General features: G+C 74.6%; 15 protein-coding genes and 2 pseudogenes. 10 read left to right on the top strand and 7 right to left on the bottom strand.

Translation table 11 applies throughout. The annotated features are described in order from the left end of the window. Positions 1 to 12: 12 nt before the first annotated feature. The 8 genes and pseudogenes from ACZ7D7_RS28990 to ACZ7D7_RS28955 all read left to right on the top strand — a co-directional run. Positions 13 to 234 (top strand): annotated as a pseudogene (locus ACZ7D7_RS28990) (SMP-30/gluconolactonase/LRE family protein); the annotation flags it as partial. Continuing rightward, positions 234 to 386: a hypothetical protein gene (locus tag ACZ7D7_RS28985; protein ID WP_470828208.1), complete on the top strand. Its 153-nt coding sequence runs from the start codon at positions 234 to 236 to the stop codon at positions 384 to 386. The pseudogene ACZ7D7_RS28990 and the gene ACZ7D7_RS28985, both read left to right, overlap by 1 nt. Positions 387 to 598: 212 nt before the next feature. Continuing rightward, positions 599 to 1,060, top strand: coding sequence for a fluoride efflux transporter CrcB (gene crcB, locus ACZ7D7_RS28980; RefSeq protein WP_470828094.1), 462 nt, complete (start codon positions 599 to 601; stop codon positions 1,058 to 1,060). After that, positions 1,057 to 1,428, top strand: coding sequence for a fluoride efflux transporter CrcB (crcB, locus tag ACZ7D7_RS28975; protein ID WP_470828092.1), 372 nt, complete (start codon positions 1,057 to 1,059; stop codon positions 1,426 to 1,428). The genes crcB (ACZ7D7_RS28980) and crcB (ACZ7D7_RS28975) overlap by 4 nt, the downstream gene beginning before the upstream one ends. Before the next feature lie 149 nt (positions 1,429 to 1,577). Continuing rightward, a complete protein-coding gene (locus ACZ7D7_RS28970; protein ID WP_470828205.1) occupies positions 1,578 to 2,237 on the top strand; it encodes a FadR/GntR family transcriptional regulator in 660 nt (219 codons plus the stop codon). Positions 2,238 to 2,259: 22 nt separating this feature from the next. After that, a complete protein-coding gene (locus ACZ7D7_RS28965; protein WP_470828091.1) occupies positions 2,260 to 3,279 on the top strand; it encodes an asparaginase in 1,020 nt (339 codons plus the stop codon). Positions 3,280 to 3,405: 126 nt separating this feature from the next. Continuing rightward, a complete protein-coding gene (gene mptB, locus ACZ7D7_RS28960) occupies positions 3,406 to 4,800 on the top strand; it encodes a polyprenol phosphomannose-dependent alpha 1,6 mannosyltransferase MptB (RefSeq protein ID WP_470828089.1) in 1,395 nt (464 codons plus the stop codon). Continuing rightward, entirely contained in the window at positions 4,797 to 6,131 is a 1,335-nt protein-coding gene (locus tag ACZ7D7_RS28955) for a glycosyltransferase 87 family protein (RefSeq protein WP_470828088.1), read from the top strand. Before mptB ends, ACZ7D7_RS28955 begins: the two co-directional genes overlap by 4 nt. A gap of 98 nt (positions 6,132 to 6,229) precedes the next feature. Here ACZ7D7_RS28955 and ACZ7D7_RS28950 read toward each other — a convergent pair. The 4 genes and pseudogenes from ACZ7D7_RS28950 to ACZ7D7_RS28935 all read right to left on the bottom strand — a co-directional run. Beyond that, a pseudogene (locus tag ACZ7D7_RS28950) lies at positions 6,230 to 7,069 on the bottom strand (D-alanyl-D-alanine carboxypeptidase family protein); the annotation flags it as partial. A gap of 110 nt (positions 7,070 to 7,179) precedes the next feature. Beyond that, positions 7,180 to 8,322: a transcription termination factor Rho gene (rho, locus tag ACZ7D7_RS28945; RefSeq protein ID WP_470828086.1), complete on the bottom strand. Its 1,143-nt coding sequence runs from the start codon at positions 8,320 to 8,322 to the stop codon at positions 7,180 to 7,182. A gap of 321 nt (positions 8,323 to 8,643) precedes the next feature. Next, a complete protein-coding gene (locus tag ACZ7D7_RS28940; protein WP_470828085.1) occupies positions 8,644 to 9,471 on the bottom strand; it encodes a class I SAM-dependent methyltransferase in 828 nt (275 codons plus the stop codon). 72 nt (positions 9,472 to 9,543) lie between these two features. Then, on the bottom strand, positions 9,544 to 9,942 hold the full coding sequence (locus tag ACZ7D7_RS28935; RefSeq protein WP_470828084.1) for a nuclear transport factor 2 family protein: 399 nt from the start codon (positions 9,940 to 9,942) through the stop codon (positions 9,544 to 9,546). A gap of 70 nt (positions 9,943 to 10,012) precedes the next feature. Between ACZ7D7_RS28935 and ACZ7D7_RS28930 the strand changes: the two genes are divergently transcribed. Both ACZ7D7_RS28930 and ACZ7D7_RS28925 read left to right on the top strand, forming a co-directional pair. Further along, positions 10,013 to 10,576, top strand: a complete 564-nt coding sequence (locus ACZ7D7_RS28930; protein WP_470828083.1) for a PadR family transcriptional regulator — start codon at positions 10,013 to 10,015, stop codon at positions 10,574 to 10,576. Between the two features lie 5 nt (positions 10,577 to 10,581). After that, entirely contained in the window at positions 10,582 to 11,307 is a 726-nt protein-coding gene (locus tag ACZ7D7_RS28925; RefSeq protein WP_470828082.1) for a class I SAM-dependent methyltransferase, read from the top strand. A 45-nt stretch (positions 11,308 to 11,352) separates the two neighbouring features. Here ACZ7D7_RS28925 and ACZ7D7_RS28920 read toward each other — a convergent pair whose 3' ends face one another. From ACZ7D7_RS28920 to ACZ7D7_RS28910, 3 genes are all read right to left on the bottom strand, one after another. After that, positions 11,353 to 12,510: a serine hydrolase domain-containing protein gene (locus ACZ7D7_RS28920; RefSeq protein WP_470828080.1), complete on the bottom strand. Its 1,158-nt coding sequence runs from the start codon at positions 12,508 to 12,510 to the stop codon at positions 11,353 to 11,355. A gap of 144 nt (positions 12,511 to 12,654) precedes the next feature. Continuing rightward, the gene (locus tag ACZ7D7_RS28915; protein ID WP_470828078.1) at positions 12,655 to 13,623 is read right to left on the bottom strand and encodes an acetylxylan esterase; all 969 of its coding nucleotides are present in this window, start codon (positions 13,621 to 13,623) and stop codon (positions 12,655 to 12,657) included. 169 nt (positions 13,624 to 13,792) lie between these two features. After that, complete coding sequence (locus ACZ7D7_RS28910) at positions 13,793 to 14,386, bottom strand: Rv1733c family protein (RefSeq protein WP_470828077.1); 594 nt, start codon at positions 14,384 to 14,386, stop codon at positions 13,793 to 13,795. Positions 14,387 to 14,571: the final 185 nt, after the last annotated feature.

Below are 14,571 nucleotides of genomic sequence, written 5' to 3'. Positions count from 1 at the left end.
GCGACGCTCACCATGAACGCCCCGGCAGCGAGCCCCGCGACCCCGACCCGCCCCCACACACGCGTCCCGCGCCACTACGTCGCCGTCGGCGGCCGGGGCCCCGAGGACGTCGTCACCGACCGGCGCGGGAGGGTCCTCACCGGCGTCGCGGACGGCCGGATCCTGCGCCTGGACCACGTGGCCGACCCCACCGCCGTCCGTGTCGAGGAACTCGCCGACACCGGCGGCCGGCCGTGGACGACGAGGGGACCGTCGTCCAGTACCTCACCCGGCGCCGTTCCGGCTTCCGCATGGTCACCAGCGTGTGCGAGGCCGACGGCCACCTCGTGCTGGGCAGCGTCCGGGAGCCGGGAGTGGCGGTGTGCGAGGCACCACCCGGGAGATGAACCGGGCCGAGCCGGTCACGCCGCGGGAAACCCCGCCGCGCGGGGCGCCGCCGGATGCCCGGCATTACCCTGTTGACCGGCCGCGACCGGCGTCGCGGCGCGGCGGTGGGGCCCGCCGTACCCGAACCGCGGCATCCGCGCCGCCAACGGTCCCTGCTTGCGACGGAGGGCACGCGCGTGCCCGAGCCCCGGCGAGTGGGAGACGTACGACCATGACAGTCCCGGAAACCCGGAGCGCCGGCCCGCGGCCCGCGGCGCCGCGCCCCACCGCGTGGCGCGAGCAGGCGCCGGTGGTCGCGGCTGTGGCGCTCGGCGGGGGAGCGGGAGCGGCGGCCCGCTACGGGGCCTCCCTGGCCTGGCCCGTGCCGCCCGGCGGATTCCCGTGGACGACGATGTGCGTCAACATCGCCGGCTGCGCCCTGATCGGCGTCCTCATGGTGGCCGTCACCGAGATCCGGGCCACGCACCGCCTCGTGCGGCCCTTCCTCGGCACCGGGGTACTCGGGGGCTTCACCACCTTCTCGACGTACGCCGTGGACGTCAGGAACCTCCTCGACGGCGACCGGGTCGCCACGTCGCTGGCCTGCCTCACGGCGACGCCGGTCGCCGCGCTCCTCGCGGTCTGGTGCGCGGTCACGGCGACCCGGCGGGCACTCGGGGGAGGCCGGTCATGAACTGGCTGCTGGTCGTCACGGGCGCCATGATCGGCGCCCCGCTGCGCTATCTCACGGACCGGGCCGTGCGGTCCCGGCACGACTCGGTCTTCCCCTGGGGAACTTTCACCGTGAACGTCGTCGGCAGCCTGGTGCTCGGTCTGCTGACCGGCGCCGCTGCGGCGGGCGCAGCGAGCTCCCACGTCCAGCTGCTCCTCGGCACGGGCCTGTGCGGCGCGCTCACGACGTACTCGACCTTCTCCTACGAGACCCTGAGGCTCGCCGAGGACGGCGCGCCGGGGTACGCAGTCCTGAACGTGGCCGGGAGCGTGGCGGCGGGCCTGGCGGCGGTCTTCGCTGGCGCGGCGCTGGCCGAGTACCTTTGGTGACGATCAACATTGACCGACGTTGACGGACGTTGAACGGGCCGGCGGTGACGGGCGCCGTGGTTGACAGCGTCGGCCTGTGACCCGCAGGATCAACCACTGTGAACCTGTCAGACAGCCAGACAGGTGGCCGTCCGCGGCGCGTCAGCGCCATGGAAGCGGTGCTCGGCCACCTGCGCGGCAGCATCGAACGCGGCGACTACGCCATCGGGGACAAGCTGCCCTCCGAGGCCGAGCTGTGCCGCACGCTGGAGGTCTCCCGGCCCGTGCTGCGCGAGGCGCTGCGCGCCCTGCAGACCATGGGCCTGACAGTGTCCCGGACGGGGAAGGGCACCTTCGTCGTCGCCAACGCCGTGGAGGACCCCAGGTTCGGCGACTACGCGGCCAGCGACCTGCTGGAGGTGCGCCGCCATGTCGAGATCCCGGTCGCCGGATACGCGGCACGCCGCCGCACCCCGGAGAACCTCGACCACCTGAACCACCTGCTGGACCGGATGGAGCGGGAGACCGACACCACCGCGTGGGTCGCGATGGACACGCTGTTCCACCTGGCGATCGCCGAGGCCTCGCAGAATCCGGTGTTCCGCCGGGTCATCGAGGAGATCCGGGACGCCCTGGCCCGCCAGTCCGCGTTCCTCAACGAACTCGGCGGCCGGCGCGAGCACTCCAACCGCGAGCACCGGGCGATCGTCGAGGCCCTGACCGGCGGCAGCGAACACGACGCGGAACAGGCGATGGCCCACCACCTCGACCGCGTCGAGACCACCCTCACCGCCCTCGTACGGGACCTCGGCACGTCCTTGCCCTCTTGACCCCTTCGACCCCTAGGCAGTCATGCACAGCAGTACCCCCGCGGACGCACCCCGGATCCGCGAGCCCCGCCACGCGCCCGTCGCCCACCTCATACGCGGCGGCGTCGTCGAGGGCGTCCACTACGGTTCCGTCGTCGTCCTCGACGCCGACGGGCACGTACGCCTCCAGCTCGGCGACATCGAGGCGGCCTGCTACCCGCGCTCGGCGCTCAAGCCCGTCCAGGCGGTCGCCATGGTGCGCGCCGGTCTGCCCCTGACCGGCGAACTGCTCGCGCTCGCCGCCGCGAGCCACTCCGGAGAGGACCGACACCTCGCGGGCGCCCGCCGCGTCCTGGAGACCGCCGGACTCACCGAACAGCACCTGCGCAACGTCGAGGACCTGCCGCTCGATCCGCCCGTCCGCGATGCCTGGGTGCGCGAGGGCCGCACCCGGTCCCGGCTCGCCCAGAACTGCTCCGGCAAGCACGCGGCCATGCTGCACACCTGCGCGCTCAACGGCTGGTCCCTCGACGACTACCTCGACCCCGGCCACCCGCTCCAGCGGGCCGTCGCCGAGACCGTCGAGGACCTCACCGGGCAGCGCGTCGCCGGGGTTACCGTCGACGGCTGCGGCGCGCCCCTGTTCGCGATCTCGCTGCACGGCCTCGCCCGCGCCGCCGCCCGCATCGCCACCGCCGCCCCCGGCAGCCCCGAGGCCCGGGTGGCGGACGCGATGCGCGCGCACCCCGAGATGGTCGCCGGCTCCGGCCGGGACGTCGCCGCCCTGATGCGGGCCGTGCCCGGACTGCTGACCAAGGACGGCTACGAGGGTGTCCAGGTCGCCGCCCTGCCGGACGGCCGGGCCGTCGCCGTGAAGATCGCCGACGGCGCGAGCCGGGCCCGCGTCCCGGTCACCGCCGCGGCCCTCGCCCGCGCCGGCGTCGACCCCGCGCTGCTCACCGAATTCGCCGGCGAAGCCCTCCTCGGCGGCGGCCGCCCCGTCGGCGAGATCCGCGCCGTACGCGCCCTCGACGACGTCGCGCCCAGGCCGACGCTGGGCTGAGCTACCGCGGCGTGATCGGCACATGCCCGGTGCCGATCACACGCCGGACACACGCAGTCCGCCCACCGGGCAGCGGCGTGTCAATTCCCGGCCATCCTGTGTTGTCACGCTGCGCGGGTGCTGGCCATGGCTTTCCCCGTCGATCTCCGCCGCTGCCAGGTGCTCGGACTGGCCGGTACCGCCTGCCTCGCGGCGGGGGGTGAGACGGCCGGAGCCCTGCCCGTCCGCGAGTTGCCGGCCCCGTCCTCCGCGCACGCCGCCCTCGGCCTGGTCGGCGTGTACTTCGGCGTCGTCCTGCTGATCGCGGCCTGGGCACTGCTCGGGCGGCTGGTCCGGGGGCCGGAGCCGCCGACGCCGCGCGCGCTGCTGCTGGTCCTCGCCGTGTGGGCGGCGCCGCTGCTGCTCGCGCCGCCCCTGTTCAGCCGGGACGTGTACAGCTACCTCGCGCAGGGCGCCATGGTCGAGGCGCAGATCGACGTGTACGCCCACGGCCCGTCCCGGCTCGGCGGTCCGCTCGCCGACGAGGTCGCCCCGCTCTGGCAGCACACCGGCGCCCCGTACGGCCCGGTGTTCCTCGCCGTGGCCGCCGCGCTGTCCGCGCTGACGGAGGGCGACCTGCCCGCCGGGCTGGTCGGCATGCGGCTCGTGGCGCTGGCCGGCGTGGCGCTGATGGCGGCGGCGCTGCCCCGCCTCGCCCGGCACAGCGGCGCCGACCCGGCCGCCGCGCTCTGGCTCGGCGCGCTCAACCCGCTGGTGCTGCTGCACCTGGTCGCGGGCGCCCACAACGACGCCGTCATGCTCGGCCTGCTCGGCGTCGGCCTGGTCGCCGCGCTCGGGCGGTGGCCGGTGCTCGGGGCCGCCCTGGTCACCCTCGCGGCGCTGGTGAAGGCGCCCGCCGTGCTCGGTCTCGCCGCCGTCGTCGCGCTCCAGGTGCGCGCGGGCCGCCGACCCGCGCGAGCCGTCCTGACGACCACCGCCGCCGCCGGTGCCACCACCGTCGCCGCCACCGTCGTCGCGGGCACCGGCTACGGCTGGATCGCCGCCCTCAACACCCCTGTCTCACCGCAGAACTGGGCTTTGACGAGCCTGCTCGGCCGGGCGACCCGCGCGCTGCTGGAACGGCTCGGCAGCGACCTCGCGCCGCTCGCCGTCCCCGCCTGGCACACCGCGGGCATCGCGACGGCCGTCGTCGCGGTCGTCGTCATATGGCTGCGGCTGCGCCCGCACCCCGTGTACGCGCTGGGCCTCAGCCTCGCCGCTGTGGCGGCCCTCGGACCGGCCCTGCGCCCCTGGTACGCGCTGTGGGGGCTGTTCCTCATCGCCGCCGCCGCGCCCAACGCCTCGGCCCGGCACCGCACGGCCGCCGTGACCGGGGTCCTCGCACTGTCCGTCCTGCCGAGCGGCGGGCAGGCCGACACGGGCCAGCTGGTGCTGGCCGTCTCGGGCGGAGTCCTCGCCGTGGTCGTTCTCTGGCAGGCCCACCAGGCGCAACTCGCCCCGGCGTTGGGACGCACGGCATGACGCCCCGCACCGACCGGGGCAGGCTCGTCACGGCCCTCGCGGCCGTCCTCGCCGTGGGTGTCTTCACGGCGACCGTGCCGCTGCTGCGCGACTGGTTCGACCTGCGCGTCTACCACGGCGCCGTCGACCACTGGATCCACGGCGGCGGCCGGCTCTACGACTACCGGGTGCCCGGCACGACGTACGGCTTCACGTACCCGCCGTTCGCCGCCGTCGCCATGCTGCCGATGGCGCTTCTCGCGCTGCCGGCGGCGATCGCCGCGGCCCTGCTGCTGAACCTGGGCGCGCTGGCCCTGGTGGTGCGGGTGCTGGCGGGCCGGGTCCTGCGCCGGTACGGCTGGTACGGCTGCGTCCTCGGGGCGTGCGCGCTCGCCCTGTTCGAGCCGCTGCGCGACACGTTCAGCTTCGGTCAGGTCAACGTCCTGCTGCTGGCCCTCGTCCTCGCCGACGCCTGGCTGCTGGCCACCGGCCGAGGCCGGTTCGCGGGCGTCGGCATCGGCCTGGCCGCGGCGGTCAAGCTCACCCCCGCGCTGTTCATCGGCCTGCTGCTGCTCGCCCGGCGGTGGCGGGCGGCCGGCGTCGCCACCGGGGTCGCCGTCGGAGCGACCGCCTTCGCGGCGGCGGTGGCTCCGGACGCCTCCCGGTTCTACTGGACCGTGGCGATGTGGGACACCACGCGCGTGGGCCGCCTCGACTACGTGTCGAACCAGTCGGTTCAGGGCGTCCTGGCCCGGCTCGGCGAACCGGACCGGGCGGTGTGGGCGGCAGCGGTGCTCCTGGTCCTGACCGTCTGGGCGGTACGGGCCCGCCGCGCGGTGGCGGCGGGCGACTGGACGGCGGCGTTCGCGCTGACCGGGCTCACCGCGTGCCTGGTCAGCCCGATCACCTGGGTGCACCATCTCGTGTGGCTGCTGCCGTCGTTCGCGGTGCTGTGCCGCGCCGGGCACCCGCGCGTGGCGGGCGCCCTGTACGCGATGCTGTGCACGAGCGTGGTGTGGCTGTGGTTCGACGACGCGTCCGGCGTGGACGGTTTCCTCGGAAGCAACACCTACGTATGGATCACGCTCGGCCTGCTGCTGTGGCTGCCGGCCGGTCAGCTCCCCTCCGCCGGCGGCACCTTGGCCCGCAGCACGAGTGACACCGCCGCGGCGCCGAGCACCGCGGCGCCCGTGATCGCCGCGGCCTCCGGCCAGGACGACCCGGGGTCCGGCGCCACCGCGGCGGCGGGCACGGCGGCCGGCGGCCCGGCCTGCGGCGCGACCTTCCGCGCGTCCAGCGAACCCACCGGTTCGACGCGCCCCGCGGCGGCGAAGCCCCAGTCGAGCAGCTGACGGCTCTCCTCGTACACGGCACGGGCGCCGCCCGACTGAGGGTTCATCACCGTCACGACGAGGGTGCGCCCGCCGCGCTCGGCGGCGGAGACGAGGGTGTGGCCCGCCTTCGACGTGTAGCCGTTCTTGACGCCGATCAGGCCGGGGTAGCGGTCCACGCCGCCGGCGCCGGTGAGCAGCCGGTTGGTGTTCTGGATCTGGTACGCGCCCCGCCGTCCGCCCGGGAAGGTGGTGCGGACCGTGGCGCAGTAGCGCGCGAAGTCGGGGTTGCGCAGCCCCGCCCGGCCGAACACCGCGAGGTCGAACGCGGACGACACCTGGCCGGGCGCGTCGTAGCCGTCGGGCGACACCACGCGCGTGTCGTGGGCGCCGAGGGCACGCGCCTTGGCCTGCATCCGGGCGGCCGTGGAGCGCCAGCCGCCGCTGAGTTCGGCGAGGACGTGCACGGCGTCGTTGCCGGAGTTGAGGAACACGCCGTGCCACAGGTCGGCGACCCGGTAGGTGGTGCCCTCGGCGATGCCGACGAGGCTGCTTCCGGCGCCGATGCCGCGCAGTTCCCGTTCCTCGACGGTGTGCCGGACACCGCCGGGCAGGACCGGCAGCACCGTGAGCGCGAACAGCGTCTTGAGGGTGCTGGCCGGCGGCAGTCTGCGGTGCGCGTCGTGGGCGGCGAGCACCTCGCCGGTGTCGGCGTCGGCGACCAGCCACGACAGTGCGGAGACGCGCGGGACCTTCGGTGCGTCGGCGCCCGGCTGGACCTGGATGCCGGGACGGTGCAGCCGGGACGGCTGCTGTGCCGCGGCGTGGCGGCCGTCGGGCCCGGCGGGGTCCGACGCCTCCGCGCGGGAGGCCGCCGCCGCGGGCGTGAGCGCGAGCAGACCCGCGGCGCAGAGCGCGCAGGCCGACACGACAGCCCGGGAAGTAAGTCCGATAGTCATACCGCAAAACGTAGGAACGGACGTGCCGAACACCGTGACGACCGGGCCGGACGACGCTCGCGAGCACCCGGATGCCGCACGCGGCGGCGGGCCGGTCCGTGGACGGCGGGTCAGTCCGCGGGCAGGGTGGGCTGGACGAGGCGCAGGAAGGACGCGTTGTCGGGGGTCTGCCGCATCCGTTCCAGGAGCGTCTCGAGACCCGTCTGGCCGTCCCGGCCCCGCAGTACCCGGCGCAGCCCGTGCACGGCGGTCAACTCGGCGCGCGTGAGCAGGATTTCCTCGCGGCGCGTGCCGGAGCCGTCCAGGTCGACGGCGGGGAACACGCGGCGGTGGGCCAGCTCGCGGCTGAGCCGGAGCTCCATGTTGCCGGTGCCCTTGAGCTCCTCGAAGTAGAAGTCGTCGGCGCGTGAGCCGGTCTCCACGAGAACGGTGGCGAGGATGGTGAGCGAGCCGCCCTCCTCGGCCTGCCGGGCGGCGCCGAAGAACCGCTTGGGGCCGTGCAGGGCCGCCGCGTCGACGCCGCCGCTCAGGGTGCGGCCACCGGAGGCGGCGGCGTTGTTGTGGGCGCGGCACAGCCGGGTCAGGGAGTCGAGCAGGATGACGACGTCCTCGCCGGCCTCGACGAGCCGCTTGGCCCGCTCGATGACGAGCTCGGCGAGGGCGATGTGCTCCTTGGGCGCCTTGTCGAACGTCGAGGCGTACACCTCGCCGCGCACGGAGCGCCGCATGTCGGTGACCTCCTCGGGCCGTTCGTCCAGCAGGACGACCATCAGCCGGCAGCCGGGGTGGTTGCCCGCGACGGCGGCGGCGAGCTGCTGGAGGAGGACGGTCTTGCCGGTCTTGGGCGGGGCCACAACGAGCCCGCGCTGGCCCTTGCCGACGGGCGCGATCAGGTCGGTGACCCGTCCCGTGAGGGCGGCCGCCGGGTGTTCGAGCCGCAGCCGCTCGTGCGGGTGCAGCGGCGTCAGGTCGTGGAAGCGGCGACGGCCGCGCGCCTCCTGGGCGGGGCGGCCGTTGACCCGGTCGACCTCGGTGAGGGAGCGCCGGTCGCCGCGCACGCCGTCGACCAGGTCGCCCTTGCGCAGGTCGTACCGGCGGATCAGCGCGGGCGCGACCTGCGGGTCGGCGGGGCCGGGCAGGAAGTCCGCCGCGCGCAGGTGTCCCTTCCCGGCCGCGTCGATGTCGAGGACGCCGGTGACGGCCCGCACGGGAGCCTGCTGCTGGACGGGAGGGTGTTCGAGCGTGGTGGTCATGAGGGTCGGTCCTTTCACGGACGGAAGGGGTGAGGCATGCGCGGAGCGAAGGGGGAGAAGCCGCGCGGGAGGCTGACAGCGCTCCTTCGGGGCGGCGGGAACAGCACCTCGACGCGTACTGCTTGCTGCGGAAGGTGCTCGGAAGCCGCTGAGCCGGTGCGTGTGGCGACCGCGGTCAGCGAGCTGAAGGAGAGATGATCGGCACCGGCGCCCGAACGGGGGCGTGCACAGGTGCTGACTGCACTTTACCACCGGACGGGCCGGTTCAACCGTGAAGCCGGTCTCAGCGGGTCTCAGTCGGTCTCGGCGTCTCGGCCGGTCTCAGCGGCTCGCGAGCATGCCGTACATGAGCGGGATGCGCGGCTCCGGCAGCCGCCACCAGCCCGAGTCGGTGCGCCGCATGTGCGGCCAGCGCGGCCAGGGGAGTTCGTCCGTCTCCCGCAGGGCGCGGACGGTGAGTCCCGCCCGGGTCAACGCGTTGAGGACCTCGCCCATTCCGTGCATCCACTCGTAACTGTCCGTGGCGCCCTCGACGGCGGGCCCGTCGGTGTAGGTGCGCGTGGCGTCCCGGTGCACGGGGCCGGCGCCGCCGAGGTAGTCGTGGCGCAGCAGCAGCTCGGGGCCCTCGCCGGGCGCGGGGACCGGGCCCAGGGCGTTGAGCAGGGGGTGGAACTCCACGACGTAGAACCGGCCGCCGGGGCGCAGGAGCCGGGCGACGACGTCCGCCCAGCGGTCGAGGTCGGGCAGGTAGCACAGCGCGCCCTTGCCGGTGTAGACGACGTCGAACTGCCGTCCCTCCAGGGCCTGGACGGCGTCGTACACATTGGCCCGGACGTAACGCACGTCCAGGCCCGCCCTGTTCGCGATGTCGGTGGCGGCGGCCACGGACGCCGCCGAGAAGTCCAGGCCGGTGACGCGCGCGCCGCGCCGGGCGAAGGCGAGCGTCTCGGTGCCGAGGTGGCACTGGAGGTGGAGCACGTCCCGGCCGGTCAGTTCGCCGAGGTCGGCCCACTCGAAGGGCGCGAACCAGCGGGCGGGGTCCAGGTCCTGGTCGAGCCCGTAGAACCGGCTGGCGAGGTGGACGGGGGTGCGGGCGTCCCAGTTGGCCTGGTTGGCCCGCATCATGCGCGCGAGCTCGTCGGAGGTCATGCGGCCATCAAACACCCCGTGTCCGGCGCGCGGGGCGCGGAACGCCGGAACGGGCCGCGGGAGGCGAGTGGTTCAGGCCGACTTGGCCGCCGCCTCCTCGGCGATCCGCTCGAAGCGCGCGCCCATCGCCTCGGCCAGCGCCTGGGCGCCGGACAGCGGGCGGACCATGACCATCAGCCGGTCGATCCGGCCGTCGTCGTCGAGGTGGATGAAGTCGCAGCCGTCGAGCCGGCGGTCGCCGACCCGGGCGGTGAACACGAGGGCGTGGTCGCGGCCGTCCGGGCTGCTCGTCTCCGTCACGTAGGCGAAGTCCTCGAAGACCCGCGCGACGTTGCGCAGGATCGCCGTCGTGATCGCCTTGCCCTCGTACGGCTTGAACACCACCGGGCTCGTGAAGACGACGTCCTCCGCCAGCAGCGCCTCGACGGCGTCGAGGTCCTGGGCCTCGACCGCCTCGCGGAACGCGCGCATCGGATCACCTCATAGTCAATTAGTTGAGTAGGTGCGAAGGAGAATAATCGACGACTGTTACCGTGTCCACATGTCCCTCAAGTACGCCGTTCTGGCCGCCCTGCTGGAAGGCGAGGCCTCGGGCTACGAACTGTCCAAGGTCTTCGACGTGTCCCTGGCGAACTTCTGGCCCGCGACCCCGCAGCAGCTCTACCGCGAACTGGAGCGCCTGGAGCGGGAGGGGCTGATCCGTGCCCGGGTGGTGCAGCAGGAACGGCGGCCCAACAAGCGGATGTTCACGCTCACCGAGGCCGGGCGCGAGGACCTGCGCGCCTTCGCCGTCGAGCCGCCCCGGCGGCCCCTCGCCCTCCGCGACGAATTCATGATCAAGATCCAGGCCATGGACGGCACCGACCCCGAGCGCACCCGCGCCCTCGTCGAGGAGCGCATGTCCTGGGCGCGCGGCAAGCTCGGCCGCTACCAACGGGTCCGCGAACGGCTGCTGGACGGGCGGACCGAGGAGGAATACCTGCGCGAGGGCGAGCGCGTCGGCCCCTACCTCACCCTGCTGGGCGGGATCGCCTTCGAGGAGGAGAACCTCCGCTGGTGCGAACGCGCCCTCGCCGTCCTCGCGCAACGCGCCCCGCTGGTGTGACGCCGATGTTCGGCCCCGAAGGCCCGAGCCTGCGCGAACTCGCCGTCCAGGCGCTGTCGTCCGTCGAGCGCGGCTACGACCTGCTGGCCCCGAAGTTCGACCACACGCCCTTCCGCACACCCGACTCCGTACTCGACGCCGTCTCCGGGGCGCTCGCACGGCTCGGGCCCTTCGACGCCGGACTCGACCTGTGCTGCGGGACGGGCGCCGGACTCGACGTGCTGGCCGGGGTGTGCCGGGGTCGCGTCACCGGCGTCGACTTCAGCGCGGGCATGCTCGACATCGCCCGGGACCACGCCCGCGCCGCGCGTCCGCCGGTCTCCCTGGTGCGCGCCGACGCCCGCGCCCTGCCGTTCGGGCCGGCCTTCGACCTCGTGGTGAGCTTCGGCGCGTTCGGGCACTTCCTGCCCCGCGAACTGCCCGGACTCTTCACCCAGGTCCACTCCGTGCTGCGCCCCGGCGGCGTCTTCGCCTTTCCGGTGCTCGCCCCGCCGAGGCCGAGCAGCCCCGTGTTCTGGATGCTGCTCGGCTTCGACGCCGCGATGCGGGTGCGCAACGCCGTGTGGCGCCCGCCGTTCGTCATGTACTACCGCGCCTTCCGACTCGGCGACGCCGCACGGGAGTTGGGGCGCGCCGGCTTCGACGTCGGACACCAGCCCCTGCCGGAGTTCGGGCACCGCCCCGACGGCAGCCCCCGCGCCCGGCTGGTGGTGGCCCGGCGTACGGCGTGAGCCCCGGCGGCTCCCCGGACGGAACGTCACCCCCGCCCCGCCCGCTCACAACGCGCCGTACACCGCCTCGACCAACGCCATCTTCCGCGGGTCGTCCGCGATCCGCGGACCCATGCTGTTCATCACGTACCCCAGGGCGACGCCCGCCTCCGGGTCGGCGAGTCCGCAGGAGCCGCCGGCGCCGTCGTGTCCGAACGCCCGCGGGTTGGGGCCGTACGAGCCGTGCGGGCCGCTCAGCCACAGGCCGAGGCCGATCTCCATCTCGCGGTCGAGCCCCATGCCCAGCACCAGGTCCCGGCAACTGCCCTGGCCCTCACGGACCCGCTCGGCGGCGTCCCGGGACAGGACGCGGTGGCCGTCGAGGGCGCCGAGGCCCGCGAAGACGCCGTACAGCGCCGCGACGGCCCGTGCCGTTCCGTGCCCGTTCGCCGCCGATATGTCGGCCGACCGCCACTCGGGCGAGTTGGCCTGCGCCGCGCCCACCGGCGGGTTCGCCAGCGCGGCGATCGCCACCGGCGGCAGCTTGGCGAACGCCTCGGCCCGGCCCGGCGCCGGCGCGTGCGTCAGCTCCGCCGCGCGCCCCCACTCCTTCTCCGGCAGGCCGACCGTGAAGTCGATGCCGAGCGGCCCGGTCACCTCCCGCGCGAGGAACGCCCCCGGCAGCAGCCCCGACACGCGGCGCACCACCTCGCCGACCAGGAAGCCGAACGTCAGCGCGTGGTAGCCGGAGACGGTGCCCGGTTCCCACCAGGGTTCCGTCGCCGCGAGCCGCTGCGTCGTCAGTTCCCAGTCGCAGAGCTGCGCGAACGAGTGCGGTTCGCGCAGCCCGGCGAGCCCCGCCCGGTGCGACAGCAGATGCCGCACGAGGACGTGCTCCTTGCCCGCGGCGGCGAACTCCGGCCAGTACGCGGCCACCGGCGCGTCGAGGTCCAGCAGCCCCCGGTCGGCCAGAATGTGCGCGCACAGCGCCACCGGGCCCTTCGTCGTGGACCAGACGTTGACCGGCGTGTCCCGCTCCCACGGCCGGGTGCGGCCCGGGTCGGCCCATCCGCCCCACAGGTCCACGACCGTCGTGCCGTCCACCACGACGGTCGCCGCGGCGCCCAGCTCGCCCCGGTCCCTGAAGTTCTCCTCGAACGCCGCGCGCACCGCCGCGAACCGCGCGTCGCAATGACCGTGAACGTGTGTCTCGTGCCCGGGCACGGGCCCTCCCTCGTCGCAGGAACCATTCAGCAGGAACATCGCGGAAACATCCGCGCGAAAGACCCGGGCCGCGAACGCGACCCGGGCCGAACGTACCGACTGGTCGGACTGGAGGGAAGTCCGGCGACGCGACCGGGGCCTGAATCAGATGCGCGACGCCAGCCAGCGCAGCTTGGCCGCCTCCTGGAACGGACCGCCGCCCTCGTGGTCGTTGAAGTCGTACACCTCGATCCCCTTGTCCTCGTGAGCCCAGGCGTTGAACGCCGCGAACACCGTCGACGGCGGGCACGTCTGGTCCTCCAGCGCGGCCGAGAACAGCGCGGGGGCCGTGCCGCGCGACGCGAAGTGCACGCCGTCGAAGTAGGAGAGGGTGCGCAGGATGTCGTCGGTGCGACCGCGGTGCGTCTTCAGGTAGAGGCCGATCTCCCGGTACGGGTGCTTGTCCGTGAGAGTCACCGCGCGCGGGTAGTCGCACAGGAACGGCACGTCCGGCGCGATGCCCGCGAGGTCCGGCACCAGGCCGCCCACGGCGATGGTGATGCCGCCGCCCTGGCTGCCGCCCACCGCGACCGTGCGCGCGGCGTCGGTCAGCGGGTGCGAGCGGGCCGCCTCGACGGCACGCACCGCGTCCGTGAACACGCGCCGGTAGTAGTAGTTCTCGGGGGCGTCGATGCCGCGGGTCATGAAACCGGGGTACGCGGGCGCGCCGCCCACCGGGTCCGGGGTGTCCCCGCCGGCGCCCCAGGCGCTGCCCTGGCCCCGGGTGTCCATCACGAAGTGCGCCCGCCCCGAGGCCGCCCACAGCAGATGCTGGTGGGGCAGGCCCCGGCCGCCGCCGTAGCCGATGAACTCCACGACCAGCGGCAGCGGTTCCCCGGCCCCGGCGGGCAGCGTCAGCCAGCCCTTGACCGGGTGTCCGCCGAATCCGGCGAACGTCACGTCGTACACCCGCACCTCGGTCAGCCCCGTGTCCACGGGTTCGAAGCGGGCGTCCAGGTCGTGCGCGCGGGCCTCCTCGAGCGTCTTCGACCAGAACGTGTCGAAGTCCTCCGGCTCGGTGGACGCGCTGCGGTAGGCGCGGAGTTCGTCGAGAGGGAGGTCGAACAGGGCCATCGGGACCGCCTTTGAGGAAGGGACCGGTGAGTGATCGCTCACACCGTACGTGGGCGTTCGCGACGCTCACCAGCCCTTTCTCGACTGATGGAACGACGGTCGACAGGTCGAACGGTGGTGAGGGCAGCGGGCCCCGGCGGGGGGAGTGGGTTACCGCCGTCCTCGCCCGTCACGCCCGCCGGCGGTGCGTCCACTGGGGCTCGGTGCGCGCCCAGGCCTCTTCCCACTCCGCCAGCCGGTGCCGCATGGCGGTCCGGCGCACGGCCCAGTGCCCGCACAGCACCACGGCGACCGCGCCGCCCGCCGAGCAGACGCCGAAGCTGATCGCGTGCTGCCAGACGGCGGCGCCGTCCACCGGCGGCGGCGCGGTGCGGCCCTCGGAGTCGAGCCAGACGTCGACCTTCTCGCCCTCCCGCGTGCCCGACGGCACCCGTGCCGTGGCCGTCCGCGGTTCCTCGCCCGGCTCGCTCCAGCGCACCGTCGCGCGGTACGAGTGCTGGGTGCCGGTCTGCGCCGACGACAGCGAGTCGGCGGTGGCGGCCCGCCCGACCACCTCGGCGCGGACGAGTTCCCGCTCGGCGCGCTGCTCGGCGGCCACCGCCCGCGCCTCGCCGTACGCCCACCACGCGGTCAGGGCCCCGACGAGGGGCGCGCCCACGAACAGCAGCACGGCGACGGCCAGCGCCGTCCACGCCTCGACGACGTCCGACCGGCGCCGCAGGGGATTGGGCCGGCTGCGCCGGCCGCGCACCCGGGTTCGCATGTCGACCTCCTCGCCGTCCGAGCGGTCGGAGCTGCGGTGCCGCCGCACAGGGCGGCGCACCGGCTCCGCACCGCGCACACGAGCGCCCGCCCCCTGCGGGTACCCCGTCCTGGAGGATTTCCCCCGCCCTCGCGGGCACGCGTTCGCGCGCGCTCCCCGGCCGGGGTGCCCGGGCAGGCCGCGGC

It is taken from the genome of Streptomyces sp. NPDC037054, from assembly GCF_055606745.1.
This window is presented reverse-complemented; position numbering and strand designations above follow the sequence as displayed.